Source organism: Sphingomonas pituitosa NBRC 102491 (assembly GCF_001598435.1).
GTDB lineage: Bacteria > Pseudomonadota > Alphaproteobacteria > Sphingomonadales > Sphingomonadaceae > Sphingomonas > Sphingomonas pituitosa.
This window is the reverse complement of sequence record NZ_BCYY01000005.1, coordinates 57207-79731: the sequence shown is the minus strand read 5'-3', so window position 1 is coordinate 79731 and position 22525 is coordinate 57207. Positions and strand designations below refer to the sequence as shown.

General features: G+C 68.3%; 30 protein-coding genes and 1 riboswitch. Of the genes, 12 read left to right on the top strand and 18 right to left on the bottom strand.

What is annotated here, in order from left to right:
* Window positions 1–80 precede the first annotated feature (80 nt).
* The 3 genes from fumC (at window position 81) to gmk (ending at window position 2499) form a co-directional block, all read left to right on the top strand.
* Entirely contained in the window at window positions 81–1472 is a 1392-nt protein-coding gene (gene fumC / locus SPI01S_RS06525; RefSeq protein WP_066719992.1) for a class II fumarate hydratase, read from the top strand.
* Between the two features lie 65 nt (window positions 1473–1537).
* The gene (locus SPI01S_RS06520; protein ID WP_066720229.1) at window positions 1538–1756 is read left to right on the top strand and encodes a hypothetical protein; all 219 of its coding nucleotides are present in this window, start codon (window positions 1538–1540) and stop codon (window positions 1754–1756) included.
* A 56-nt stretch (window positions 1757–1812) separates the two neighbouring features.
* Complete coding sequence (gene gmk / locus SPI01S_RS06515) at window positions 1813–2499, top strand: guanylate kinase (RefSeq protein ID WP_066719989.1); 687 nt, start codon at window positions 1813–1815, stop codon at window positions 2497–2499.
* 6 nt (window positions 2500–2505) lie between these two features.
* On the opposite strand, the gene SPI01S_RS06510 is transcribed toward gmk, so the two are convergent.
* The 6 genes from SPI01S_RS06510 to SPI01S_RS22855 form a co-directional block, all read right to left on the bottom strand.
* Window positions 2506–3183, bottom strand: a complete 678-nt coding sequence (locus tag SPI01S_RS06510; protein ID WP_066719985.1) for an ATP12 family chaperone protein — start codon at window positions 3181–3183, stop codon at window positions 2506–2508.
* Window positions 3180–3401 (bottom strand): hypothetical protein, encoded by a 222-nt coding sequence (locus SPI01S_RS06505; protein ID WP_066719982.1) that lies wholly within the window; start codon window positions 3399–3401, stop codon window positions 3180–3182. Before SPI01S_RS06505 ends, SPI01S_RS06510 begins: the two co-directional genes overlap by 4 nt.
* A gap of 11 nt (window positions 3402–3412) precedes the next feature.
* Window positions 3413–4072: an HAD-IA family hydrolase gene (locus SPI01S_RS06500; protein ID WP_066719979.1), complete on the bottom strand. Its 660-nt coding sequence runs from the start codon at window positions 4070–4072 to the stop codon at window positions 3413–3415.
* A gap of 55 nt (window positions 4073–4127) precedes the next feature.
* Window positions 4128–5240: an RluA family pseudouridine synthase gene (locus tag SPI01S_RS06495; RefSeq protein ID WP_066719976.1), complete on the bottom strand. Its 1113-nt coding sequence runs from the start codon at window positions 5238–5240 to the stop codon at window positions 4128–4130.
* Entirely contained in the window at window positions 5237–5617 is a 381-nt protein-coding gene (gene crcB / locus SPI01S_RS06490; RefSeq protein ID WP_066719974.1) for a fluoride efflux transporter CrcB, read from the bottom strand. The genes SPI01S_RS06495 and crcB overlap by 4 nt, the downstream gene beginning before the upstream one ends.
* A 177-nt stretch (window positions 5618–5794) precedes the next feature.
* On the bottom strand, window positions 5795–6235 hold the full coding sequence (locus SPI01S_RS22855) for a hypothetical protein (protein WP_157084585.1): 441 nt from the start codon (window positions 6233–6235) through the stop codon (window positions 5795–5797).
* Between the two features lie 129 nt (window positions 6236–6364).
* Between SPI01S_RS22855 and SPI01S_RS06475 the strand changes: the two genes are divergently transcribed.
* A complete protein-coding gene (locus tag SPI01S_RS06475) occupies window positions 6365–6592 on the top strand; it encodes a hypothetical protein (RefSeq protein ID WP_066720228.1) in 228 nt (75 codons plus the stop codon).
* A gap of 227 nt (window positions 6593–6819) precedes the next feature.
* Here the strand turns inward: SPI01S_RS06475 and SPI01S_RS06470 are convergent, their stop codons facing one another.
* Both SPI01S_RS06470 and SPI01S_RS06465 read right to left on the bottom strand, forming a co-directional pair.
* Window positions 6820–7380 (bottom strand): glycine zipper 2TM domain-containing protein, encoded by a 561-nt coding sequence (locus tag SPI01S_RS06470; protein WP_066719968.1) that lies wholly within the window; start codon window positions 7378–7380, stop codon window positions 6820–6822.
* A gap of 82 nt (window positions 7381–7462) precedes the next feature.
* The gene (locus SPI01S_RS06465; RefSeq protein ID WP_066719964.1) at window positions 7463–8305 is read right to left on the bottom strand and encodes a cupin domain-containing protein; all 843 of its coding nucleotides are present in this window, start codon (window positions 8303–8305) and stop codon (window positions 7463–7465) included.
* 124 nt (window positions 8306–8429) lie between these two features.
* Here SPI01S_RS06465 and SPI01S_RS06460 point away from each other — a divergent pair, with 124 nt between their 5' ends.
* From SPI01S_RS06460 to SPI01S_RS06450, 3 genes are all read left to right on the top strand, one after another.
* On the top strand, window positions 8430–9254 hold the full coding sequence (locus tag SPI01S_RS06460) for an outer membrane protein assembly factor BamD (protein ID WP_066719961.1): 825 nt from the start codon (window positions 8430–8432) through the stop codon (window positions 9252–9254).
* Between the two features lie 42 nt (window positions 9255–9296).
* Window positions 9297–10958 carry a DNA repair protein RecN gene (gene recN / locus SPI01S_RS06455; protein WP_066719959.1) on the top strand — a complete coding sequence of 554 codons (1662 nt, stop codon included), beginning with the start codon at window positions 9297–9299 and terminating at the stop codon, window positions 10956–10958.
* Window positions 10959–11108: 150 nt separating this feature from the next.
* A complete protein-coding gene (locus SPI01S_RS06450) occupies window positions 11109–11447 on the top strand; it encodes a hypothetical protein (RefSeq protein WP_066719957.1) in 339 nt (112 codons plus the stop codon).
* Between the two features lie 187 nt (window positions 11448–11634).
* On the opposite strand, the gene SPI01S_RS06445 is transcribed toward SPI01S_RS06450, so the two are convergent.
* The 5 genes from SPI01S_RS06445 to SPI01S_RS06430 all read right to left on the bottom strand — a co-directional run bounded on the left by SPI01S_RS06445 (window position 11635) and on the right by SPI01S_RS06430 (window position 14391).
* Entirely contained in the window at window positions 11635–11970 is a 336-nt protein-coding gene (locus tag SPI01S_RS06445; protein WP_066719955.1) for a hypothetical protein, read from the bottom strand.
* A 33-nt stretch (window positions 11971–12003) separates the two neighbouring features.
* Window positions 12004–12534: a hypothetical protein gene (locus SPI01S_RS06440; RefSeq protein WP_066719948.1), complete on the bottom strand. Its 531-nt coding sequence runs from the start codon at window positions 12532–12534 to the stop codon at window positions 12004–12006.
* 66 nt (window positions 12535–12600) lie between these two features.
* Window positions 12601–12753, bottom strand: coding sequence for a hypothetical protein (locus SPI01S_RS22170; RefSeq protein WP_157084584.1), 153 nt, complete (start codon window positions 12751–12753; stop codon window positions 12601–12603).
* 48 nt (window positions 12754–12801) lie between these two features.
* Window positions 12802–13980: a glycosyltransferase gene (locus SPI01S_RS06435; RefSeq protein ID WP_066719945.1), complete on the bottom strand. Its 1179-nt coding sequence runs from the start codon at window positions 13978–13980 to the stop codon at window positions 12802–12804.
* 42 nt (window positions 13981–14022) lie between these two features.
* A complete protein-coding gene (locus SPI01S_RS06430; protein WP_066719941.1) occupies window positions 14023–14391 on the bottom strand; it encodes a glycine zipper 2TM domain-containing protein in 369 nt (122 codons plus the stop codon).
* Between the two features lie 100 nt (window positions 14392–14491).
* Here SPI01S_RS06430 and SPI01S_RS06425 point away from each other — a divergent pair, with 100 nt between their 5' ends.
* A complete protein-coding gene (locus tag SPI01S_RS06425) occupies window positions 14492–14920 on the top strand; it encodes a cupin domain-containing protein (RefSeq protein WP_066719938.1) in 429 nt (142 codons plus the stop codon).
* 437 nt (window positions 14921–15357) lie between these two features.
* The gene (locus SPI01S_RS06420) at window positions 15358–15759 is read left to right on the top strand and encodes a low affinity iron permease family protein (protein WP_066719934.1); all 402 of its coding nucleotides are present in this window, start codon (window positions 15358–15360) and stop codon (window positions 15757–15759) included.
* 6 nt (window positions 15760–15765) lie between these two features.
* Here the strand turns inward: SPI01S_RS06420 and SPI01S_RS06415 are convergent, their stop codons facing one another.
* The 4 genes from SPI01S_RS06415 to SPI01S_RS06400 all read right to left on the bottom strand — a co-directional run bounded on the left by SPI01S_RS06415 (window position 15766) and on the right by SPI01S_RS06400 (window position 19969).
* Window positions 15766–16608: an ABC transporter substrate-binding protein gene (locus tag SPI01S_RS06415; RefSeq protein WP_066719925.1), complete on the bottom strand. Its 843-nt coding sequence runs from the start codon at window positions 16606–16608 to the stop codon at window positions 15766–15768.
* Entirely contained in the window at window positions 16605–18455 is a 1851-nt protein-coding gene (locus SPI01S_RS06410; RefSeq protein WP_066719923.1) for a TonB-dependent receptor plug domain-containing protein, read from the bottom strand. Before SPI01S_RS06410 ends, SPI01S_RS06415 begins: the two co-directional genes overlap by 4 nt.
* 104 nt (window positions 18456–18559) lie before the next feature.
* Window positions 18560–18756: riboswitch (cobalamin riboswitch) on the bottom strand.
* A gap of 93 nt (window positions 18757–18849) precedes the next feature.
* On the bottom strand, window positions 18850–19737 hold the full coding sequence (locus SPI01S_RS06405; RefSeq protein ID WP_066719921.1) for a bestrophin family protein: 888 nt from the start codon (window positions 19735–19737) through the stop codon (window positions 18850–18852).
* A 37-nt stretch (window positions 19738–19774) separates the two neighbouring features.
* Window positions 19775–19969 (bottom strand): hypothetical protein, encoded by a 195-nt coding sequence (locus tag SPI01S_RS06400; RefSeq protein WP_066719919.1) that lies wholly within the window; start codon window positions 19967–19969, stop codon window positions 19775–19777.
* A gap of 267 nt (window positions 19970–20236) precedes the next feature.
* Between SPI01S_RS06400 and SPI01S_RS06395 the strand changes: the two genes are divergently transcribed.
* Window positions 20237–20851, top strand: coding sequence for a DUF4142 domain-containing protein (locus SPI01S_RS06395; RefSeq protein WP_169804470.1), 615 nt, complete (start codon window positions 20237–20239; stop codon window positions 20849–20851).
* Window positions 20852–20870: 19 nt separating this feature from the next.
* On the opposite strand, the gene SPI01S_RS06390 is transcribed toward SPI01S_RS06395, so the two are convergent.
* On the bottom strand, window positions 20871–21311 hold the full coding sequence (locus tag SPI01S_RS06390) for a bactofilin family protein (protein ID WP_084253304.1): 441 nt from the start codon (window positions 21309–21311) through the stop codon (window positions 20871–20873).
* A 294-nt stretch (window positions 21312–21605) separates the two neighbouring features.
* On the opposite strand from SPI01S_RS06390, the gene rpsL reads away from it, so the two are divergent.
* Together rpsL and rpsG are read left to right on the top strand one after the other, a co-directional pair.
* On the top strand, window positions 21606–21977 hold the full coding sequence (rpsL, locus tag SPI01S_RS06385; protein ID WP_010545715.1) for a 30S ribosomal protein S12: 372 nt from the start codon (window positions 21606–21608) through the stop codon (window positions 21975–21977).
* 63 nt (window positions 21978–22040) lie between these two features.
* On the top strand, window positions 22041–22511 hold the full coding sequence (gene rpsG, locus SPI01S_RS06380) for a 30S ribosomal protein S7 (protein ID WP_066719917.1): 471 nt from the start codon (window positions 22041–22043) through the stop codon (window positions 22509–22511).
* Window positions 22512–22525 lie beyond the last annotated feature (14 nt).

Genomic DNA, 22525 nt, shown 5'->3' with positions numbered 1-22525 from the left:
CGCGCGTTCTTCCAACCATCGTACGGGTTGTGGGGCGGAACCGGGGTCCTACATCGCAGGCAAACAAGCGGAGGAAAGCAGTGACGGCCACGCGCACCGAAACCGATTCGATCGGCGCGATCGAAGTTCCCGCCGACGCCTATTGGGGCGCCCAGACCCAGCGATCGATCCAGAACTTTCCATTCGGGCCCGAGGAGCGGATGCCGATCGGCATCGTCCATGCCCAGGCGATCGTGAAGCAGGCCGCGGCGCGGGTGAACGTCAAGCACGGGCTCGATCCCAAGATCGCCGAGGTGATCGACCGGGTCGCGCAGGAGGTGATCGACGGCAAGCTCGACGACCAGTTCCCGCTGGTGATCTGGCAGACCGGCAGCGGCACCCAGACCAACATGAACGTCAACGAGGTGATCGCCGGCCGCGCCAACGAGATCCTCACGGGAAATCGCGGCGGCAAGAGCCCGATCCACCCGAACGATCACGTCAACATGGCGCAATCGTCGAACGACAGCTTCCCGACCGCGCTGCACATCGCCGCCGCCCGCGCGGTGACCCTCGACCTGTTCCCGGCGCTGGAACGACTGCACGCCTCGCTCGACCGCAAGGCGCACGACTGGGATCACATCGTCAAGATCGGCCGCACCCATCTGCAGGACGCGACACCGCTGACGCTGGGGCAGGAATTTTCCGGCTATGCCGCGATGCTCGAATCGGCGCGGGCGCGGTTTCACAGCGTGCTCGAGCTCGACATCTTCAAGCTGGCGCTGGGCGGCACCGCGGTCGGCACCGGGCTCAACTCGCCGCCGCATTATGCCGAGGACGTGGCGGCCGAGATCGCGAAGATCACCGGGCTGCCCTTCGTCTCCGCGCCGAACAAGTTCGAGATGCTCGCGACCAAGGATCAGCTGGTGAACCTGTCCGGCGTCTGCAACACGCTGGCCGTCTCGCTCACCAAGATCGCCAACGACATCCGCCTGCTCGGCTCGGGCCCGCGCTCGGGGCTGGGCGAGCTGGAACTGCCGGCGAACGAGCCCGGCAGCTCGATCATGCCCGGCAAGGTGAACCCGACGCAGAGCGAATCGCTGACGATGGTCGCGGCGCAGGTGATCGGCAACCATACCGCCGTCACCGTGGGCGGCATGCAGGGGCATTTCGAGCTCAACGTGTTCAAGCCGCTGATCGGCGCGAACGTGCTGCGCTCGATCACCCTCATGGCAATCGGCATGACCAACTTCGCCGAGCGCGCCGTGGACGGCGCGGTAGCGAACGAGGCGCGGATCAAGGAACTGGTCGATCGCTCACTGATGCTGGTGACCGCGCTGGCCCCGGCGATCGGCTACGACAACGCCGCAAAGATTGCCAAGAACGCCCACGAGAAAGGCCTTACCCTGAAGGAATCCGGGCTGGCGCTGGGGTTGGTGGACGAAGCGACCTTCGACCAGTTCGTCCGGCCCGAGACGATGATCGGCCGTTGATCGGCTGCGGCGAGCGGCGGGAACGCTGCCGCCGCACCGCCGTTATTCCGGCGAAGGAGAAGACAATGATCGGCAAGTTGATTGCAGGCTGGATCGGCAGCAAGATCGACCGGCGGGACGGCGAGGGTGGTGCCGTTGGCGCCGCGGTCGGCGTCGCGACCTGGGAAGTCGCCAAGCGCGTCGTGCCCGCAGCGTTCGTGCTCGGCGCGGGCGCGGTGGGTGCTGCCTATCTCAAGCGCAAGCTCGGCACCGAGCATGGTCCCGATACGGGGCTCGGCGCATAAGGTGACACGCGGCGCCCGGGCTTGACGGCTCGGGTGCCGCTACGCCAAAGGCGCGCATGGCCCATACGCACCAGAACGACCCGCATGGATTCCATCGCCGCGGGGTTTTGTTTGTCCTTTCCTCGCCTTCGGGCGCCGGCAAGTCGACCATCGCCCGCAAGCTGCTGGCTGCCGAACCCGATCTCGCCGTCTCCGTCTCGGTGACCACGCGCGAGCCGCGGCCGGGCGAGGTGAACGGGGTCGACTATACGTTCGTCGATGTCGAGCGGTTCCGCGAGATGGTCTCGCAGCATCACTTCATCGAATGGGCGCACGTCTTCAAGCATCGCTACGGCACGCCCAAGGGCCCGGTGGACGCGGTGCTCGCGACCGGCCGCGACATGCTGTTCGACATCGACTGGCAGGGCGCCCAGCAGCTGCACCAGACAATGGGCGGCGACGTCGTCCGCGTGTTCATCCTGCCGCCGTCGATGGCCGAGCTGCACCGCCGCCTCGAAGGCCGCCGCACCGATTCGCCCGAGGTGATCTCGCACCGCATGGCGCGCGCCTCGAACGAGGTGAGCCACTGGGACGGCTATGACTATGTCCTGGTCAACGACGATGCCGACCAGTGCTTCCAGGCGGTCCACACCATCCTCAAGGCCGAACGGCTGAAGCGCTCGCGCCAGACCGGGCTGATCGGCTTCATCCGCGGCCTGATGAAGCGCGGCGACCCGACGGGGGAATCCTCGGACGTCCTCTGACCTGCCTTACAGCAGGCTGAGAAACCGCACGCCCGCGTCGAAATCCGTCCGCCGCACTTCCCGAGCGCGGATGGCCAGGTCGTCCTCGCCCCATTGCTCGGCCTGCCAGTCCTCGTCGAGCTGGGCGGCGCGCCACACGGTGTCGTGGTCCGCGGCGTCTTCGAGCAGCGCGAGCGATGCGATCAGCGAACCGCTGATCGTCACCAGCGGGCTCAGCGCTGCCAGCCGGAACGGGTCGAGCGCGGCCACCACCTCGTTCAGGCGCGCGATCGTCGCTGCGGGCTGCGGGCGATGCATGATCCCGGCCGTCGTCTCGAAATGCACGTCGTACCGCGTCCGCGCCCAGTCGAGCAGCGGATCCCACTGCGCCGCCTGTCGCGCGACCAGCGGCTCCGGCAGCTCGGCACGGTAGCAGAGCAGGTCGCTCTCGCCGTAGCGCGCCAGGTCCGCCGCGAAGGGGGCGGGGTTGGGCGCGACCTGGTCGATCGCGGCGTTGGCGAGGCCGGTCAGCGGCATCGCGCGCGGATCGAGCTGCTCGCCGACGCTGCGCCATTCCTCCGCCACCGCCTCGGCCAGCTGCGGCGTCGGCAGCATCAGGGCTGCACGGGCGGGGGTACGGACGGGACGGTTGTCGAGCTCGATGGCGCCATCGACGATGGCGACGGTCTTCCAGAATCGTTTCATGCTTCGGGGGGTGTCCTCCAGCGGCGGGCGAGCATCTTGGGGATCGCCGCCATGACCCAGAGCGAGGCGAGCATCAGCGCGACGCCCAGCATGGTCAGTTCGGTGGTTTGGGCGCGGCCCATGATCAGCAGTGCCAGCACCGCGCCGGCGACGCCGACCAGGTTGGCACCCATCATGATGAAATAGCGATTGCGCGCGATACGATCGGCTTCGGTCACAGGGCCTCCAGTCACAGGGCCTCCAGATGCGCCGGGATCGCCGATGCATGGTCCACGACCCGCACTGCGCCGGCCGCATGCAGATCATGGGCGGTGTGGTAGCCCCATGCAACACCTAGAGGGTGCGCATTGGCTGCGACGGCCATCGCCATGTCGAAGCTGGTATCGCCGATCATCACCGTCGTCTCCGCGCTCGCACCCGCTTCGGCCATCGCGGTCTCGATCATCGAGGGGTGCGGCTTGGAGGGGTGGCGGTCGGCGGTCTGGAGCGTGACGAAGCGCTGGCGCAGGCCGTGCGCCTCCAGCACGCGGATCAGCCCGCGATCGGACTTGCCGGTGGCGACGCCGAGCAGCCAGCCGTTCGCGTCCAGCGTCTCGATCGCCTCGAGGATGCCGTCGTACAGCGGCTCGTCCTCGATATGGCCGGCGGTGCGCAGGTCGAAATAGGCGCGCTTGTATTCCTCGGCGAGGTGGCGGTGGAGCTCGTCCTCGGCTTGCGGTAGCAGCTGCGCGATCGCCTCGACCAGGCTGAGGCCGACGATGCGGCGGATCGCTTCGCGCGCCGGGGGATCGATTCGCTGTGACGCGAAGCAATGCTCCATGGCGAGGCAGATGCTCGCCTGGCTGTCGACCAAGGTGCCGTCGCAATCGAAAAGGGCGAGGCGGTTCATGCGAAGGCGCCTAGCGTTCGCCGGGATGACGAAGGAAGTGCAGGCAGGCCCACGCTTACTTCTTCTCCCCGCGGCCCCGCCGTTCGCCGCGGCGTTCCTTGCGGTAGTTCTTGGCGTGCGCCTTGGCCTTCTGCTTGAGCAGTTCCTTGCTCATCGGCGGGGGACCGTCGTCGATCTCGATCGCGTTGCCGATCGCCTGGTCGAAGCCGAGCGTGTGCATCGATTCGGCGAAATGGTGCGGCAGCTCCGCACGCACGTCGATCCGGCCGCCATCGGGATGGTCGATGCGGATGCGGCGGGCGTGGAGGTGCATCTTGCGGCTGATCCCGCCGGTGAGGAATGCCTCCTGCAGCCCGTATTTGCCGTCGCCGACGATCGGGTGGCCGATCGCCGCCATGTGGACGCGCAGCTGGTGGGTGCGGCCGGTAAAGGGCTGGAGTTCCACCCAGGCGCAGCGGTTGCCGGCCATTTCGATCACGCGGTAGCGGGTGCGGGCGAGCTGGCCCTCTTCCATGTCCACCTGCATCTTCTCGCCGCCGGTGCCCGGCTGCTTGCCGATCGGCAGATCGATGAAGCCGTCCTCGATCTCCGGCACGCCCATCACCAGCGCCCAGTAGATTTTCCGCGCGGTGCGGCTGGAGAAGCTCTTCGAGAAGAACGCCGCGGCGCGCGCCGAACGGGCGACCAGCAGCGCGCCGGACGTGTCCTTGTCGAGCCGGTGGACCAGCTTGGGGCGACCTTCGGCTTCGAACCACAGGCCGTCGAGCAGCTCGTCGACATGTTCGAACGTCTTGGTGCCGCCCTGGGTCGCGAGGCCGGGCGGCTTGTTGAGCACCAGTGCTGCGTCGTCGCGGTGGATCACCAGCGATTGCGCGAACGCGGTCTGTTCCTCGCTGAGCGGCTTGGGCACGCGCTTGGCGCGAGGCGCTGCGGCGGCGGCGGCCTTGACCGGCTCGGCCGGGGGCACGCGAATCTGCTGGCCGGCGGCGATGCGGTCGCCCGGCGTGGCGCGCGAACCGTCGACACGGAGCTGGCCGGTGCGCGCCCAGCGCGAGACGATGTTGAAGCTGACATCGGGCAGATGCCGCTTGAACCAGCGATCGAGCCGGATGCCGTCATCGTCATAGCCGACGACGAACTGGCGGACGCCGTCCTCGTTGCCGCTCATGCCGTCACCGCCCGGGCAAGCGTCATGCCGATCGCCAGCGCGCCGATCGCGCCGATCACGGAGGCGAGGACATAGCCGAGCGCCACGACAAGATCGCCCCGCTCGATCATCGCGAAGGTCTCGAGCGAGAAGGAGGAGAAGGTGGTGAAGCCGCCGAGCACGCCGACGCCGAGCAGCAGCCGCGCCTGTTCGGCATTGGGGCCGAAGCGGAGCAGGCTGGCACCGAGCATCCCCATCAGCAAGCCGCCGATAATGTTGACGGCGAGGGTCCCCCAGGGGAAGGCCGGGCCGAGCAGGGCGACGCCCAAGCGGCCAACGCCGTAGCGGGCCGCGGAGCCGATGGCCCCGCCGAGCATCACGAGAAAAAGATTAGGCATGGCGCGCCCCTAGCGCGAATCGCGCCAAAGGGGAACCGCCGTGGTTCGGCGCCTCACGAAGCGACGGCTCCAGCCGGGGACAGGCTGGGGGCAAGCGCCTGCCCCTCCACCACCGGCGCGGCAGATTGCCAGCAGGATTTCCAGCCATTGCTGGAATTGTGCCACCAGCGTGCGAAATCACCCGCGACCTGGCTGACGCTGATCTCCGTGAAGAACCCCGCCTGTGTGGTGGCGCCCTTGATCGTGACCGTGGAGGAATCGGACACGACCACGAAGTCGGATCGGGGCGAAGCCGGTGGGCCGGATTGCCCGAAGTTCGCTGATGGCCGGCGCAACCGATGTGCATGTGGCGCCGTCGAGCCAGTCATGGACGGTGCTGTCGACGGCGACGCATTTCCCGCCCGCATCGCGCTTGCCGCACCAGCTGCGATCGTGCCGCACCCGCTCGGCGATCCAGCGCCCGGTGGATACCTGGCCGAATATCACCTTCTCGTCGACATAGGTGCCCAAGCCGCCGCCGATGTTGGTCACCGTATATTGGGCGTGGAGGGGGCGTTCGCCGGCCGTCGGGACGGCGAGCAGGAGGAACAGCGGGGCAGCGGAAAGCGGGGGCAGCACGGCACACCTCCTGACGCGTTCTTTGAGGACGGCGACATAGCATTCTTCCCGGGCCCGCCATAGCGCCAGGAGGGGAACGAAAGGGCGTGCTATCTTGATAACACAGTTTGCCTGCCCCACATGCCGGCCATGTTCAACGCACTCTCGCTGCTGATCGGGCTGGTCGCGCTGCCCTTCGCGCTGGTGGGGATCATCCCGTTCCCCTTTCTGCCGCTGATCAACTGGATCGCCTTCCCGATCGCGCTCGCCGGTACGGTGGTCGGCATGTTCTCGCGCGGGAACGCGGGGCGGAACCTGAACCTGCTGATCCTGATCATCAGCGGCGCGCGGCTGATGCTGACCGGCGGCTTCATCTGATCCCAGCCGGCGCCAGCTGGAACTCCTTCCCCTCGCATCGTCATTCCGGCGAAAGCCGGGATCCATTCGCCTCTACGCGCCCGCTCTTTCCGAAACGGCGTGCCAATGGATTCCGGCTTTCGCCGGAATGACGGCTTGATAGGGAGGACGCGTTTCCAACGCGCCGCTCGCGCACAAAAAAGGGGCCCGGCGAACCGGGCCCCTCGTTCGATGACGTCCGCCGGGGCTTAGCGGCAGCGCACGTTGCCGCGGTCCACCGACTGGCCGAGCGCGCCACCCGCCACCGCACCGAGCAGCGTGCCGAGCGTCGCATTGCCGCCCGAGGACAGCGCGTTGCCGAACAGGCCGCCCGCCACGCCGCCGACGATCAGGCCGGTGGTGCCGTCGTTGCGGCGGCAATAATAGCGGTTGTCGCGGCCGCGATAGATCCGGTCGTTCCGGCTCAGGCGGCGCTCCTGATAATAGCGGCCGTCGCGATAATAGTTGTCGGCATAATAGCGCTGCTGGCCGGGGCCGGGGCGGTTGTAATCATAGTTGCGATAGCGGCGCCAATCGCCCTGGTTCGGGCGGGCGCCGTTCTGGCGCCAGTCGCGCCGGTCGTCGCGGCGCGCTTCGTTGATGTCCTGGCGGCAATCGCGCGCCTCGCGGCGAAATTCGCGACGGCTATCGGCATTGCGCAGATCTTGGCGGCAATCCTGCCGTGCTTCCCGTTCGCGATGCCCTTGGGCAAGCGCCGGGGCAACCGGCAGGGTCAGCGCGGCCGCGGCGGCGAGTATCAGCATGCGCATCAGGGTACTCCAGATCGTTTCCAATGCGTGCCAAACGGTTCGCCGACGCGGTCGGTTGCGTGAACGGGAAACTACATCCGGTTCATTCGGCGTCCATCGACGGGACACGTGCATCGCCCGGATAGGCGAACAGCAGGTCGCTGCCGACCGCCGCTTCCAGCTCGACATGGCCCTCCAGCGTCAGGCACTCACCCGCCTTGAACGCGACGCCGTCGACCACGCCTTCGCCGCGTACCGGGATCAGCCAGCCGGTGGTGCCTTCCGGCAGGTCGAAACGGCGATGGCCGCCTTCCCAGCGTTCGAGCACGAACTTGGGGCCTTCGACGAGGATCGTGCGGTTCGGGGCGACCGCGCCGGGCATCGGGTGCGGCACGAACGGAACGGGCTCGGAAACGGCGATGCCCGCCTCCAGATGCAGCTCGCGCGGGCGGCCGTAATCATAGAGGCGATAGGTCGTCTCGCTGTTCTGCTGCACCTCGATCAGCGTGATGCCCGCGCCGATCGCGTGCACCGTGCCCGAGGCCGAGTAGAAAAAGTCGCCGGCCTTCACCGGCTTCCAGTCGAGCATGTCCTCGATCGATCCGTCGAGCGCGCCGGCGCGCAGTTCCTCGCGGGTGTAGGGCTGCCTGGTGCCGAGCGCGATCGTCGAATCGGGCTGGGCATCGAGGATGATCCAGCATTCGTCCTTGCCGCGCGGCAGGCCCACGGCCTGCGCCTGCTCATCGTTCGGGTGGACCTGCACCGACAGTTTCTCGCTGGTGAACAAATACTTGATCAGCAGGTCGGGCGTCGAATTGCCCGGCGTCTGGAACCACACCTCGCCGACCGGCTCGCCATCGGCGGCGGGATCGGCGAAGCCCGGATAGAGGGTGTGGCGACCCCAGGGTTTTTCGACGCGGTGGGTGGCGAGAAGCGTGGCGGGCACGGAAGATCCCCTTCGAATACGGTCACGGAAATGCCAGCGCATGTGGCCCGAAGCAGGTTCCGCCGCAATCCCGCCCCGAAAAGGATTGTTTGCAGCCACGGCCCCGGTCTAAGAACCCCGCCATATGCGTAGTCCCCTGCCTCGCGCGCTTGCGTTCGCGCTTCTTCCGGTGTTCGCCCTTTCCGTCGCCGGCTGCGCCAAGCGCGGCGGGGTGAAGGATCTGCCTTACGTCGCCCGCGACGTCGGTACCCTGTACAGCACGGCCAAGCAGAAGCTGGACCAGCACCAGTACAAGCTCGCCGCCGCGCTGTTCGACGAAGTCGAGCGCCAGCACCCCTATTCGGTATGGGCGCGCCGCGCGCAGCTGATGGGCGCGTTCAGCTATTATCTGAACCGCGACTATGCGGAATCGATCGCCTCGGCGCAGCGCTTCCTGGCGGTGCACCCCGGCAACCGCGACGCGGCCTATGCCTATTACCTCATCGGCATTTCCTATTACGAGCAGATCAGCGACGTCACCCGCGACCAGAAGATCACCCAGCAGGCGCTCGATTCGCTCGGCGAGCTGATTCGCCGCTACCCGAATTCGAAATACGCCGCCGACGCCCGCCTGAAGCTGGACCTGGTGCGCGATCACCTGGGCGGCAAGGAAATGGAAGTCGGCCGCTTCTACGAGACGCGCGGCCAGTGGCTGGCGGCGGCGCTGCGCTTCCGCAACGTGGTCGACAACTATCAGATGACCACGCACGTGCCGGAAGCACTGATGCGCCTGACCGAGAGCTATCTGGCGATGGGCGTGCCGGAGGAAGCCAACAAGGCGGCCGCCGTGCTCGGCGCCAATTATCCCGGCACCGACTGGTACAAGCACGCCTATGAACTGATCCAGGAAAACCAGGACAAGGTGGCGGCCGCGACCAAGGCCAGCCCGCCGCCCAAGCCCGCGAGCTAAAACCACTTTCGTTCTACTCCTGTTCCTGCGATAGGGGGCCCGATGCTGACCGCGCTTTCCATTCGCGACGTGGTGCTGATCGAGGCGCTGGACCTGGAGTTCGGCGAGGGGCTCGGCGTGCTGACCGGCGAGACCGGGGCGGGCAAGTCGATCCTGCTCGACGCGCTGGGACTGGCCCTGGGGGCGCGCGCCGATAGCGGACTCGTCCGCAGCGGCGCGGCACAGGCGGTGGTAGTGGCGAGCTTCGTGCCGCCTGCCGCGGACAGCGCCATCGCCAACCTGTTCGCGCAGAACGGCATGGAGCTGGAGCCGGGCGAGCCGCTGCTGGTCCGCCGCCTGGTCAAGGCCGATGGCGGCAGCCGGGCATTCGTCAACGATCAACCTGCCTCGGCCGGCTTCCTGCGCGAACTGGCGCCGCACCTTGTCGAGATTCACGGCCAGCACGACGATCGCGGCCTGCTCAACCCGCGCGGGCACCGGCTGCTGCTCGATGCGTTCGGGCGCTGCGATGCCGGGCCGGTAGCCATCGCGCACCGCGCCTGGCGCGCGGCCGAGGATGCACTGGCGGTGGCGCGGGCCGAGCAGGACAGCGCCGAGCGTGACCGCGAATGGCTGGAACACGCCGTCACCGAACTCGCGGCGCTCGCGCCCGAGGAAGGCGAGGAGGAGCGACTCGCCGAGCGCCGCGCCGCGATGCAGCGCGGCGAAAAGATCGCGACCGACCTGCAGGGCATCGCCGATCTGCTGGAAGGCTCCGACGGCGGGCTGGCCCGGCTGCGCCAGGCGGCGCGGATCCTGGAGCGGGTGTCCGACGACCACGAGGCGCTGGCCGAGGCACTGGCTGCGATCGACCGCGCGATCACCGAGGGCAGCGAAGCGCAGGCGCAGGTCGATGCCGCCGCCGAGGCGCTGGCCTTCGATCCCGCCGCGCTGGAGGCCGACGAAGCCCGGCTGTTCGAGCTGCGCGCCATTGCCCGCAAGCACCGGGTGCAGCCGGACGACCTGCCGGCGCTGCTGGCGGAGCTTTCGGGGCGGTTCGAGCGGCTGACCAGCGGCGGCGCGGGCATCGCCAGGCTGGAGAAGGCGGCGACGCAAGCGCACGCGGCCTATCGCGACGCGGCGCAGACCCTGTCGGCGGTGCGAACGATGGCGGCGGCGCGGCTCGACGCGGCGGTGGCGGCCGAGCTCAAGCCGCTCAAGCTCGACGCCGCGCGCTTCCGCACCATGGTCGCGCCGCTCGACGAGAGTCAGTGGAGCGCTGCCGGCATGGACCGGGTGGAGTTCGAGGTTTCGACCAATCCCGGCGCGCCGTTCGCGCCGCTGATGAAGATCGCCAGCGGCGGCGAGCTGTCGCGCTTCATCCTCGCGATGAAGGTGGCGCTCGCCGAGGAAGGCGGCGCGCGGACGCTGATCTTCGACGAGATCGATCGCGGCGTCGGCGGCGCGGTGGCCGATGCGATCGGCGAGCGACTGGCGCGGCTGGCGCAGGGTTCGCAGCTGCTGGTGGTGACGCACAGCCCGCAGGTCGCGGCGCGCGGCGCGCGGCACCTGCTGATCGCGAAAAGCCACGACGGCATCGTCACCCGCACCGGGGTTACGCCGCTCACCCCCGAGCAGCGCCGCGAGGAAATCGCCCGGATGCTCTCGGGCGCCGAGATCACCCCCGAGGCACGCGCGCAGGCGGAGCGCTTGCTCGCGGCCTGAACCTGCCCCTGAACCTGAACCTGAACGAACCTCTCCGGCTTGCGACAAATCGTGACGGAAAAGGCGGGATGTTGGGACAAAGTGACGACATCTGCGTTCCACAACGGCTCTCGACCGCAGGGGCGGTCCAGTCGAATTGAGGAGTATCCGATGAAGAAGTTCATGCTGCTGATCGCCGGTCTGGGTGTCGCCACCGCCGCCGTTCCTGCGTCGGCCGCCGCGTTCCAGCCGGGCTGGCAGAACATCAACGCGCGCCAGGATCGCATCGAACAGCGCATCAACCAGGGCATCCGCTCGGGTTCGCTCAGCCGCCGCGAAGCGACGCAGATCCGCAACGAGTATCGCGGCCTGGTGCGTCTGGAGGCCCGCTATCGCGCCTCGCGTCCCGGCCTGACGATGCAGGAACGCCGCGACCTCGACCGCCGCTACGACGCGCTGTCGGCCAAGGTGCGCTACGAGAAGCACGACCGCAACAACCACCGCCGCTGATCCGCTGGCGGCTAGCGAACGAGACGGGCCTCGCCGCAGGGCGGGGCCCGTCTCGTATCTGCCGCCTAAACGCCCTCCGTCATCCCGGCGAACGCCGGGATCCATTCGCCACTCGGCAGCAGCTGGAGCCGATACGGTGACCCCAATGGATCCCGGCTTGCGCCGGGATGACGGCTTTGGGGATTGGTCACCCCCGCGGCGGCGACACGCGCTGGAGCAGCAGGCGCCACAGGGGGATCGTCGCCAGCGCCATCTGCGAGGCGAAGGGGAAGACCAGCGCCATCGCGAAGGCCGAGATGGTGCCGAGCAACGTCGCGAGCTCGCGCTGGCGGATCACCCGGCAATGCGCCGGGGCGATGCGTTCGCCGAGCACCGGCGGCGAGGTCGCCAGCCGCTGCACCCAGATATTGGCGAGCGCGATCAGCATCATCCAGAAGGCATAGAGCGCCGCGGGTACGCGGTATCCATAATATTCGGACGAGAAGGCGGTGAAGAACGGCATCGCCGCCACCGTGCTCAGCATGCAGAGATCCCCGGTGCCCGGGCTAGCAGGCGATCAGCTCTCCGTCTTGGGCGGCGTGCGGCGGGTGCGCGGCTTGGTGGCGGGTTCGGCCTTTTTGCGGGTGCGGCGCGGCGGCGGGGCCTTGGCCGGCTTGGCGGGAGCCGCCTCGGCGGTCGGCGCCGTCGATGTATTGGCCGGGGCCGCGGTCTTGCGCGTGCGCCGGGCTGGCGCGGGCCTGGTCTCCGCCGTACCTTCGGCAGGGGTGGCCGCAGTGGCCGCGGCCGGTTTGCGGATCCGCTTCACCGCCGGCTTTGCGGGCGTCGCCACCGCCGCGGGTTCGGCAGGCGTCGTTTCGGTGGCCGGTGGCGGAGCCGCCGCGGCTTCGGCCTTGCCGCCGTCGCCCTTGATCCGCTGCGCCAAGGCGACGAGGCCCGAGGCCAGCAGATCGGCGATCACCGGATGTCTGGCGAGCGCGGTGAGCTGGCGGCGTGCGTCCTTGGGCAGCTTGATGCCGTCGATCACCTTGGGCAGGAACGACGTCTTCTTGTCGTCCTTCTTCGCCTTCTTGTCTTTCTTGCCGGCCATGCCGCACCTCCCGGGCTGGGTGAAGCGGCCAGCTTCCGCCAAGCGATTCGCGCTGTCAACGTGCGGTCAGTGTTGGGTCGGACCGTCGCCTTCCCATTCGAACACGATGTCGAACTCGGTGTCGCCCGGTCGGGCGGCGGCGCGGCGGAGATGGCGCGGCGGCAGCGCGTTCGGCGAGTGCCGTCGGCGCGGCGAGCGATAGGGTTTGGGCTTCTGCATCACGGGCTCCTTGCCTGTCTCGGCACCTGTCGAACCCTGCAGATACGGTCAGGTTCCGCGACGAGCGGCGACGAGCCCGCCCAGGTGGCGATGCAATCGTTCGCTGTTGGCTTCCCAGGTGAACGGTTTGGCAAGGCGGCGTACCGCGGCGGCGGCGGGCGGCGCGGCGAGGAGCGCGGCGATGCCGTCGGCGAGTGCTTCGGGCGTGCGATCGACGATCCGCCCGGCGGCGGGGGCGGTCACCACCTGCCGCGCGCCGCCCACGTCCGGGATGACGATGGGCGTGCCGCTGGCCAGCGCCTCGAGCCAGGCATTGGCCAGCCCCTCGGACGACGAGGCCAGCGCCATCACGTCGGCCGCGGCGAGGAGCTCGGCGATGTCGTCCGGCTTCAGTGCGCCGCACAAGCGGATGCGGTCGCCGCAGCCATGGGCCGCGATGCGCGCCGTCAGACGCTCCGCTTCCGGACCGTGCCCGGCAATGGCAAGATGGACGCCGGGCAGACGCGCGACGGCATCGATCAGCAGGTCATGCCCCTTGAGCGGGATCAGCGCGCCGACCGAAGCGACCAGCGGGCCGCCGATCCCCAGCGCCCGCTTGGCGGCGGCGCGGTCGCGGGGCGCGAAGCGGGCGAGGTCGACGCCCGTGACGATGCACCGGGTGCGCTCGCCCGGCATCCCGAGCGCGATCATGTCGTCGCGGAGGGCCAGCGAGACCGAAAGCAGCCCGTCTGCTGCCTGGCCCGCACGCACGATCTGTCGGGCGATGGCCGGGCGGCGGGTCCATTGGTGGATGTCCGATCCGCGCGCCTTGATCGAGACGGGCACGTCGAACGCCTTGCCGAGCGCGACCGCAGCGGGCCCGTCCGGGAAGAAGAACTCCGCGCTGATCACGTCGAAAGGGAAGTCGGGCCGCAGTGCGGCCAGCATCGGGCGCAGCGCGCGGGCGAGCATCGAGGGATGGAAGCGGCCGCCGGTGGCGGGCAGGTTCAGGAAGCGCGGGCGATGGACGGGCAGGCCGTTCCATTCCTCCCGCATCGGCTGCGCGGCCAGCGCCGCGTAGCGGGGGTGGCGATCCAAGGGGAGGGGCGGCAGGCCCCGCGGGGCGACCACCTGCACCTCCACCCCGTCCCGCGCTGCCAGCGCCCGGGTCTGGCGCTCGACGAAGATGCCGAAATTCGGGCGCGACGCGTCCGGGAACAGGGTGGAGAGGACGAGGACGCGAAGCATGTCCCCCGGGGCATTAGCACCCCGGGGTTAAGGCTTCGGCTATCAGCGGCAGTTGTTGCCGCCCTTTTCGATCGCGCGGCCGGCCAGCGCACCGGCGACGCCGCCCAGCACGGTGCCCGCGGTACGGTCGCCGCTGGTGTCGATCGTGCGGCCGAGCAGCGCGCCGCCGACGGCGCCGATCACGGTGCCGGTGGTGCCGTCGGGCTTGCGGCAATAGCGGCGGCCGTCGCGGCCGCGCCACTCGCGATAGGCATAGCGGCGGCGGTCGTCGCGATAGCGGCGGTCGTCATGGTCGCGGTAATAACGGTCCTGGCCGATCGTCGCCTTGGCCTCGGCCTGGGTGGCGGGCAGCACGACCGCGGCGGGAATGGCGAGCGCGGCGGCGCTGAGCGAAAGCAGAAGGGTACGCATGGGATACTCCCCGAGTTGTTGTTGAAGAAAGGAACGTGCCGGGTTTAATCCCGGTTGCATGAACCCAATACTACGCGGCGTTCAGGCAGGAGGCAGACGCATGGACGAGGCGCGGGCGATCATCGAGCGGCTGGGGCTGGCGCCGCACCCCGAAGGCGGCTGGTATCGCGAGACGTGGCGTGCCGCGACAGTGGGCGAGGGGCGCTCGCCAGGCACCGGAATCCTGTTCCTGCTCGAGGCCGGGCAGCGCTCGCACTGGCACCGGGTGGATGCCGACGAGCTGTGGCTGTGGCACGCCGGATACCCGCTCGACCTGCAGATCGAAGCTTCGGACGGCGGGATCGAGCGGGTGGTGCTCGGCAGTGACGTGCTGGCAGGGCAGGCGCCGCAGGCGCGCGTGCCGGCGGGGCGCTGGCAGGCGACCGAGGCGCCGCACGGCTGGGGGCTGGTGAGCTGCGTGGTGGTACCCGGCTTCGATTTCGCGGGGTTCGAGCTGGCCGCGCCGGGATGGGCGCCGCCGGGCCTCTGACATCGGCTTATCCCCGTTATCCACAGTATCCACAGGCGATGCCGCTTGGTCCGACTCGCCGCCGGTGAGACCATCATGCTTGTAGGAAGGCTGGCGGTGCCGAGGGGAAACCGGAGCAAAGTCAGCGTCTTGCGAGCCATTTCGGTGCCGGGTCCCGCCGGGATCCGCCCGATTCGGCAGGCCCGCGACGATCGCCCCTCCCGGTGGCGGTTCGCGTGCCGATCCGGTGATCGTCCCCCTGCCGGGGCGCGCGCCGCAGGCCGCCGACGGGAAGGACGATGCGCTTCGGCGCAGAACCCCGACCGGCCGGCGACATGGGGGGCTGGCGGCAACGCCGGCCCCCCTTTTGCGCTCCTCTGAAGACCGAGGAACAGCCCCGATTGGCAATTGCCCGTCGGGCGCGCATAGCGGCGGCGCCACGGATCGGGAGCATCGGCTTGGGACGCATTTTCGAACGGTTCGCGCAGAGCGTCGCCGGATGGGCGGGGCGCCCCCCGGCCTTTGCCTTCGCCTTCCTGATCATCATCGTCTGGGGCACCAGCGGGCCCCTGTTCCACTGGTCGGACACGTGGCAGCTGGTGATCAACACCGGCACCACCATCGTTACCTTCCTGATGGTGTTCCTGATCCAGAACGCCCAGAACCGCGACGCCGCCGCGCTGCAGGCCAAGCTGGACGAAGTGATCCGCGCGGTCGACAAGGCACGCAACGAATTCATCGGCATCGAGCATCTGAGCGAGAAGCAGCTGCTCGACATCCGCGACCGGCTGGAGCGCGAATTCGGCGAGGCCGTTCCCATCCCGCACGAAACGATCGAGAAGGTGCTCTCGCGCCGCTGAGGCGTCTCAGCGGACCTGTCGGCGGATTTCGGCGAGGCGCGCAAGCGCGGCCGGGATCACCGGCCCGCCGCAATTGACCAACTGGCGGGGAAACTGCGCCTGGGTGACCGGGAGGCCGGTCTCGGCGAGGGCGCGCTTGCGCAGGCTTGCCGCGCGCGAATCGCTGTCATGGCCGGGCCCCTCGGGGGCGAGCATCACGCGCGGCGGATCGGCGATCACCTGCTCCATCGGCAGGTGGCCGGTATGGGCAAGGCCGTAATGCGCGGCCTGGTTGGAGAAGCCGGTGGTCATCAGCAGATCGTCGAGCAGCGTCTTGCCGCCGGTGACGAGGTTGCCGCCGATCCACAGCAGGGCGGGGGTCCTGGGCCCGGTCCAGCGGGTGGCGGCGACCGCGGCGTCGATGCGGGCGTTGAGCGCGGCGCCCTTCGCGGATGCCCCCACCGCGGCGGCGAGTTCGGTGACCTGCGCCTTGCTGTCCGCGATCGATGGCGGAATGTTGAGATAGAGGACTTTCAGCCCGGCGCGGGCGAACGCCTCGCGGGTCGACGGCGCGGTGAAGCTGCTGGCGATCACCAGGTCGGGCTTGAGGCCGATCACTTCCTCGGCGGTGCCGTTGTTGCCGCGGAAGCGTCGGGCGATGTCGAGCGGGATCGAGGTCGAATCGGGCGCTTGCGAATAATGGCTGATCGCGGCGATCCGCGACGGCGGCACCAGCTCCAGCAACGTCGCGTCGGCGCACGGGTTCATCGAGACGATGCCCCCGCCGCCGGTGGTGGGCGGCGCCGCGCAGCCCGCGAGCCCCAGGCAGGCGAGCCCAAGGCAGGCGAGCAGCGCGGCGCCGAACCTCACTGGAAGCGCACCCGCACGCCGCCAAAGGCAGCGCGGCCATAGGTGCCGTAGCCGGTGATCTGCTGGTAGCGCACGTCACCGATATTATCGACACGGCCATAGACCGAAAGCCGCTGCGTCACCGGCATCTCGGCGCGCAGCCCGGCCAGGGCATAGCCGTCGATCGGCGTGGCATTGCCGACATCGTTGAAGCTGTCGCCGACCATCGTCACCGTGCCGCCGATCGCGAGGCCGAACGGGAAGCGATAATCGGCCGAGACATTGGCGGTATCGCGCGGGCGGCGCGGCAGATCGTTGCCGAGATAGCCGGCGCTGCGGTTTTCCGACGTCACATGGGTGACGTTCGCCCGTACCGTCAGCGCCTGCACCGGCTGGAGCAGCGCTTCGAGCTCGATCCCCTCGGCGCGGGTCTGGTTGAGGTTGTAATAGGTCGAGGTGTCGAAGTTGTAGTCGATCTGGTTGTCGGCATCGCGATGGAACCAGGTGACGCCCAGCGCGACCTTGCCGCCGGCCAGCATCTGCCGCACGCCGGCCTCGTAGCTCTTGGCCGTCTCGGGCTGGAGGCCGCGAAAGCCATAGGCGCTGTAGAGCTGGTACAGCGTCGGCGCCTTGAAACCCTCGCCGAAGCTGGCGTGCAGCACCGTGGTCGCAGTGGGGCGGACGGCGAGATCGGCGTTCCAGGTCCAGTGCCCGCCGAACGTGTCGTGATCGTCATGTCGCACGCCGCCGGTCAGCGTCACCGGGGTGATCGGCGTGACGATCGCCTGGCCGGAGAAGCTGGTGATGCCCACGGAATACCGCCCGACGCTGCCGAAGCCCTCGTCGTAGCGGATGCGGCTCTGCTCATGCTCGGCGCCGAACACCAGGCGAAGCTGCTCGGCCAGCGTCGCATCGCCCTGATAGGTGTAGCGCTCGGCGCGTCCTCGGTATCGGTACGCGATCGACGCGTCGTCGGTATAGCCGTCGCGGTGGATGTCGGAGAGGGTGAAGCCCAGCCGGCTGCGCAGCTTGCCGCCGAACGCGTCGTTCCTGAGCCCGGCATAGCCGTAGATCTCCTGCGTCTTGGCATATTCGCGCGTGTCGCCGAAATCATAGGTCGGCGGGGCATAGCCGTCGAGATCGACCTTGCTGTCGGCATAATAGCCGCGCAGGTCGAGCGCGAGGCCCGGGGCCAGCTGCACCTGCACGTTGCCGGTCGCGCCGAGCTGGCGATAGCCGTCCGCCTCCGTGCCGTTCGCCGCGGCCGAAATGCCGTCGGTGGTGAGATAGCCCGCGGTCAGGCCCGCGGTGATCCGGTCGTTGCCGCCGGCGATCGCGGCATTGCCGTTGAACGTGCCGAACGATCCGCCTTCGGCATTGGCGCGGACGTGCAGGCCCTGGGCGCCCTGCAGCGTCGTCACGTTGACCACGCCGCCGATCGCCTGGCTGCCCCAGATCACCGAGTTCGGCCCGCGCAGCACCTCCACGCGCTCGACCGACCCGGCGAGCAGGCTGGCGAAGTTGTAGGCGCCGCCGGTTGCGGAGGGATCGCCGACGCGGATGCCGTCGATCAGCACCAGCGTCTGGTCGGTCTGCGCGCCGCGGATGCTGAGCGCGGTGGCGGTGCCGAGCCCGCCGTTGCGGACGACGGTGACGCCCGGCGTGGTGGCGAGCAGGTCCGAGAGCGCGACGGTCTGGCGCTGCTCGATCTCGTCGCGCGCGAGGATGGTGATCGAACGGCCGACGGTATCGGCACGCTGGGCGACGCCGCTGGCGACGACGACGATGCGGTCGTCGTCGGGATCGGCATGGGCGGCCAGCGGCGCGAGCACGGCGGTGGCGAACAGGGAAAGCTTGAAGAACTGCATTTGGTACAGACACCCGGGATGGGGGAGCGACGCGCTCCCGCATGGTTTGGTGTCGCTCACACGGGGATTTCAGCCCCGCTCACTCGGTGCACCCCGCCCGCGTGAAGAATCGACCGTAGCGGGCAGGTCTCCTGGCTCCCGGGTCGTCGCTGGCGCGCCGCCTTCCCGGAAGCATGGGCTCCAGTGGCAGAATGGCGCGCCGGCTCACCGGCTACAGTTGCGGGGGCAGCCTCGGACTATTCACCGAGTTCCCTTTTCATCCCCCCGTCGGCGGGAGGACACCCGTTACGCCGCGCGCTGTAGCGGGTGGAGGGGCGCCACGGCAAGCCATCCCTCTCAGGCGCCATCCCGGCGCAAGCCAGGATGACGTTTTGAGGGGCGGCCAGCGTGCAATTCACCACAGCACGCCTTGCTTGTCGGGTTTCGCCGGCTCGGGGGCGGGATCGCCGATCGATTGCAGCAGGTCGATCTCGATCGTGCGGCACATCGCGTTCAGCGGCAGGTCGTGCACGGTGTTGGCGAAGGGATCGACCAGATCGTCGCCGATCGCGAGCACCGCCAGGAACATCAGCCCCGCCAGCGTCGAGCCCAGCGGCGTCGCCACCCCCAGCGTTTCGACCAGGCCGATCGGCAGCAGCACGCAGAAGATATGGGTGAACACCGTCGGCACGAAGCGATATTGCATCGGCAGCGGGGTATTCTTCAGCCGCTCCATGCCGCCCTGGGCATTGGCGATGTCGACCAGCACGCTCTCCATCGAGCTTTGCTGGATCGAATCGATCCATCCCTTCGACCGCGCGATCTCGATGCGCCGCCCGGTGCCGTCGACGATGCCGTTGGCGATGTTGGTGCGGGCCAGCGCATAGTCGGCCTCGCCCTTGGAGAGGAAGCGCAGCACCTCCTGGTCCGCGGACTGGCGACGCAACTGACAGCGCAGTGCGTTCACATAGGCGATCTGGCGCAGCACGATGGTGCGCTTGAGATCGATCGCCTCGCTATCCGGCAGGTAGTTCCGCGCCATCCGCGCAAGGTTGCGGCTGGCGTTGATCATCAGCCCCCACAGCCCGCGCCCTTCCCACCAGCGCTGATAGGCCGAGTTGCTGCGAAAGCCGAGGAACAGCGCCAGCACCGATCCGAACAGCGTCAGCGGCAGCGAGGGCGCGCGGAACGGCAGCACGAAATAGACGATGGTGACGATCACGTCCCAGATGAAGAGCAGCGCGAGCGGCTGCCACACTTCACGCAGGACCTGTCTGGCGCGGGGGGCGGTGGTGACGATCATGGCCGGACTATACGCGCGACGATTGTTTCAGGTCCGTTCAGCCGTCGTTTCGGTCCGGCGCCGCGGTCGCGGCGTGCGACATGGCGGCGGCGGTGCCGCTGGCGGGACGCAGATGGAACCATTCGGGGCGATCGATCGCGATCAGGAAGGCGAGCGTTCCCAGCCCGAACAGCAGCAGCGCGATGGAGCTTCGCAGGCGTTCCTTGCGGCGGGTCCGTTCATCCTGGTGCATCGTGGAGTCCTTGTTGCTTGGTGAGGGACCAGAGCTAAGCGCGCAATTTAACTGGGGAATGGACGCTAGGTAACGTAAGTTTGCGCGCCGCACCATTCGCGTTGCGCTGCACCATTCGGGCGACGGGCTGCCGATATTGCCCCCAGGCGGACACAAGGCGACAGACCCTCGGTTCCTAACTTATGATTGCCCCTCAAAGGGATGATCCGGCTTTTTCGGAACGCCGGCAGGGGCGGGGCGTTCGCTTCCGGAACTGAGGAGGCCTGTATGATGAAGAAATACCTGTTGATGTTGGGCGCAGCACCGATCTTCGCGCTCGCCGCCTGTGGCGGCAACAGCAACGGCGGTACCGACGCGATGAACAGCGGCGACACCGTAACCAACCTCCCCGCGGGCGAGGCGATGGGCGACAATATGGGCGCGATGAACGGCATGGACGGCAACGCCATGGCCGCCGCGCCGATGACCGGCCAGGTCTTCGCGAACACCGTCGCGGCAAGCGATGCCTATGAGATCGCCGCCGGCAAGCTCGCCCAGCAAAAGGCGACGACGGACGGTCTCAAGGACTTCGGCAAGGACATGGTCGAGGAGCACACCAAGTCGACCGCCAAGCTGAAGACGGCCGCCGGCAAGGCCAGCCCGGCGATCACCCCGGCGCCGGCGATGACCGAGGAGCAGCAGGCGAACCTGAAGACGCTCCAGTCTGCCACCGGTGCCGCGTTCGACACGGCCTACAAGAGCCAGCAGGTCGTGGCGCACGAAAAGGCGCTCGCCGCGGTGCAGGCCTATGCCGGCAGCGGCGACGTGCCGCAACTGCGCGAATTCGCGCACGACGCGGAAGGCATGATTTCCAAGCACTACGACAAGATCAAGGGCATGTAAGCGCCCCGGGGAGGTGGCCTCAGGCCGCTTCCCCGGCCGCTTCGATCAGCACCGGCGCGGCAGCCGGACCGGCCCCGCCGTTCATGTGCTTCAGCCGGCCGTCGATATGGCCGCCCTGTTCGACCATGATCGTCTCATATTCGACATCGCCGGTGATCCGCGCGGTGCGTTCCACGGTGAGCTGGCGGGCGCGCACCGATCCTTCGACGGATCCGGCAAGGCGGGCATCGTCGGCTTCGACTCGGCCGAAGATCTGGCTCTCCGCCCCCTGCACCAGGCTGCCGCAGCGAACATCGCCTTCGATGCGCCCGTCGATGTGCAGGTCCGAGGTGGCGCTGAGATTGCCGGTGATGACGATGTCGGCACCGAGGACGGAGAATTGCCCGCGCCGGGCATTCGCCTGGGCGGTGCTCCCGCTCGAGCTTGCTCGATCTTCCCGATTACGACTGCCGTTGAACATCCGCATACCCCGCCGCCGATTCCGTAGCGTTGCGCTAGCACAGCTCCGGCAAGGGGACAGCCCCCGGAAAGGGTTAACGCCGCGGCCGCGGTGGCCCGAGGGCGCCGCAGTTGACCGGATCGCCCCGCATCGGTATAGGCCGCCCGGTTCCGGGTAGGGCGATTCCTGCCTTGGGTACAAGAGCTGAACGTTGCTGGAGACGCAATCGCCCGGGGGGCTGAGGCCGCCGGGGCTTTTTCGTATTCTGTCCAACAGGGCTCCAGCAAAGTAACCATCTGAAAGGTGAAGGGCTTCATGCCGACGATTAACCAGCTGGTCCGCAAGGGCCGCGAACCGCAGAAGGCCAAGTCCAAGGTCCCTGCGATGGAACAGAACCCGCAGAAGCGCGGTGTCTGCACCCGCGTGTACACGACGACCCCGAAGAAGCCGAACTCGGCACTCCGCAAGGTTGCGAAGGTTCGCCTGACCAACAGCCGCGAAGTCATCAGCTACATTCCGGGTGAAGGCCACAACCTGCAGGAGCACTCGGTCGTGCTCATCCGCGGCGGCCGTGTGCGCGATCTTCCCGGCGTCCGCTACCACGTCCTTCGCGGCGTGCTCGATACGCAGGGCGTCAAGGATCGTAAGCAGAGCCGTTCGAAGTACGGCGCGAAGCGTCCGAAGTAATCAGGCCATAGTAAGCCCCGGACGTGTTCCGGATCGGCTGAAGTTCAGAAGGAATTATGTGAGATGGCACGTCGTCGTCGTCCCGAAAAGCGGGAAATCCTGCCCGATCCCGTCTACGGTGATCAGGTTCTGTCGAAGTTCATGAATTCGGTCATGCTGGACGGCAAGAAGGCCGTTGCAGAAGCGATCGTCTATGGTGCCCTGGAAACCGTCGAGCAGCGCGCCAAGCGCGAGCCGATCGGCGTGTTCCATGACGCGCTGAACAACGTGAAGCCCGGCATCGAAGTCCGCAGCCGCCGCGTCGGCGGTGCGACCTACCAGGTTCCGGTCGAAGTCCGTCCGGAGCGTGCGCAGGCGCTCGCGATCCGCTGGCTGATCACCTCGGCCCGCAACCGCAGCGAGCACACCATGGCCGCCCGTCTTTCGGGTGAGCTGATGGATGCGGCGAACAACCGCGGCAACGCGGTGAAGAAGCGCGAAGACACGCACCGCATGGCGGAAGCGAACCGCGCCTTCAGCCACTACCGCTGGTAACTTTCGTACCTACA

Bases quoted from the DNA above. Each gene is read 5' to 3' on its own strand.
- SPI01S_RS06520 (WP_066720229.1), top strand. From the start codon at position 1,538: ATGATCGGCAAGTTGATTGCAGGCTGGATCGGCAGCAAGATCGACCGG.
- gmk (WP_066719989.1), top strand. From the start codon at position 1,813: ATGGCCCATACGCACCAGAACGACCCGCATGGATTCCATCGCCGCGGG.
- SPI01S_RS06510 (WP_066719985.1), bottom strand. From the start codon at position 3,183: ATGAAACGATTCTGGAAGACCGTCGCCATCGTCGATGGCGCCATCGAG.
- SPI01S_RS06500 (WP_066719979.1), bottom strand. From the start codon at position 4,072: ATGAACCGCCTCGCCCTTTTCGATTGCGACGGCACCTTGGTCGACAGC.
- SPI01S_RS06495 (WP_066719976.1), bottom strand. From the start codon at position 5,240: ATGAGCGGCAACGAGGACGGCGTCCGCCAGTTCGTCGTCGGCTATGAC.
- crcB (WP_066719974.1), bottom strand. From the start codon at position 5,617: ATGCCTAATCTTTTTCTCGTGATGCTCGGCGGGGCCATCGGCTCCGCG.
- SPI01S_RS06475 (WP_066720228.1), top strand. From the start codon at position 6,365: ATGTTCAACGCACTCTCGCTGCTGATCGGGCTGGTCGCGCTGCCCTTC.
- SPI01S_RS06470 (WP_066719968.1), bottom strand. From the start codon at position 7,380: ATGCGCATGCTGATACTCGCCGCCGCGGCCGCGCTGACCCTGCCGGTT.
- SPI01S_RS06460 (WP_066719961.1), top strand. From the start codon at position 8,430: ATGCGTAGTCCCCTGCCTCGCGCGCTTGCGTTCGCGCTTCTTCCGGTG.
- recN (WP_066719959.1), top strand. From the start codon at position 9,297: ATGCTGACCGCGCTTTCCATTCGCGACGTGGTGCTGATCGAGGCGCTG.
- SPI01S_RS06450 (WP_066719957.1), top strand. From the start codon at position 11,109: ATGAAGAAGTTCATGCTGCTGATCGCCGGTCTGGGTGTCGCCACCGCC.
- SPI01S_RS06445 (WP_066719955.1), bottom strand. From the start codon at position 11,970: ATGCTGAGCACGGTGGCGGCGATGCCGTTCTTCACCGCCTTCTCGTCC.
- SPI01S_RS06440 (WP_066719948.1), bottom strand. From the start codon at position 12,534: ATGGCCGGCAAGAAAGACAAGAAGGCGAAGAAGGACGACAAGAAGACG.
- SPI01S_RS22170 (WP_157084584.1), bottom strand. From the start codon at position 12,753: ATGCAGAAGCCCAAACCCTATCGCTCGCCGCGCCGACGGCACTCGCCG.
- SPI01S_RS06435 (WP_066719945.1), bottom strand. From the start codon at position 13,980: ATGCTTCGCGTCCTCGTCCTCTCCACCCTGTTCCCGGACGCGTCGCGC.
- SPI01S_RS06430 (WP_066719941.1), bottom strand. From the start codon at position 14,391: ATGCGTACCCTTCTGCTTTCGCTCAGCGCCGCCGCGCTCGCCATTCCC.
- SPI01S_RS06425 (WP_066719938.1), top strand. From the start codon at position 14,492: ATGGACGAGGCGCGGGCGATCATCGAGCGGCTGGGGCTGGCGCCGCAC.
- SPI01S_RS06410 (WP_066719923.1), bottom strand. From the start codon at position 18,455: ATGCAGTTCTTCAAGCTTTCCCTGTTCGCCACCGCCGTGCTCGCGCCG.
- SPI01S_RS06405 (WP_066719921.1), bottom strand. From the start codon at position 19,737: ATGATCGTCACCACCGCCCCCCGCGCCAGACAGGTCCTGCGTGAAGTG.
- SPI01S_RS06400 (WP_066719919.1), bottom strand. From the start codon at position 19,969: ATGCACCAGGATGAACGGACCCGCCGCAAGGAACGCCTGCGAAGCTCC.
- SPI01S_RS06395 (WP_169804470.1), top strand. From the start codon at position 20,237: ATGATGAAGAAATACCTGTTGATGTTGGGCGCAGCACCGATCTTCGCG.
- SPI01S_RS06390 (WP_084253304.1), bottom strand. From the start codon at position 21,311: ATGTTCAACGGCAGTCGTAATCGGGAAGATCGAGCAAGCTCGAGCGGG.
- rpsL (WP_010545715.1), top strand. From the start codon at position 21,606: ATGCCGACGATTAACCAGCTGGTCCGCAAGGGCCGCGAACCGCAGAAG.
- rpsG (WP_066719917.1), top strand. From the start codon at position 22,041: ATGGCACGTCGTCGTCGTCCCGAAAAGCGGGAAATCCTGCCCGATCCC.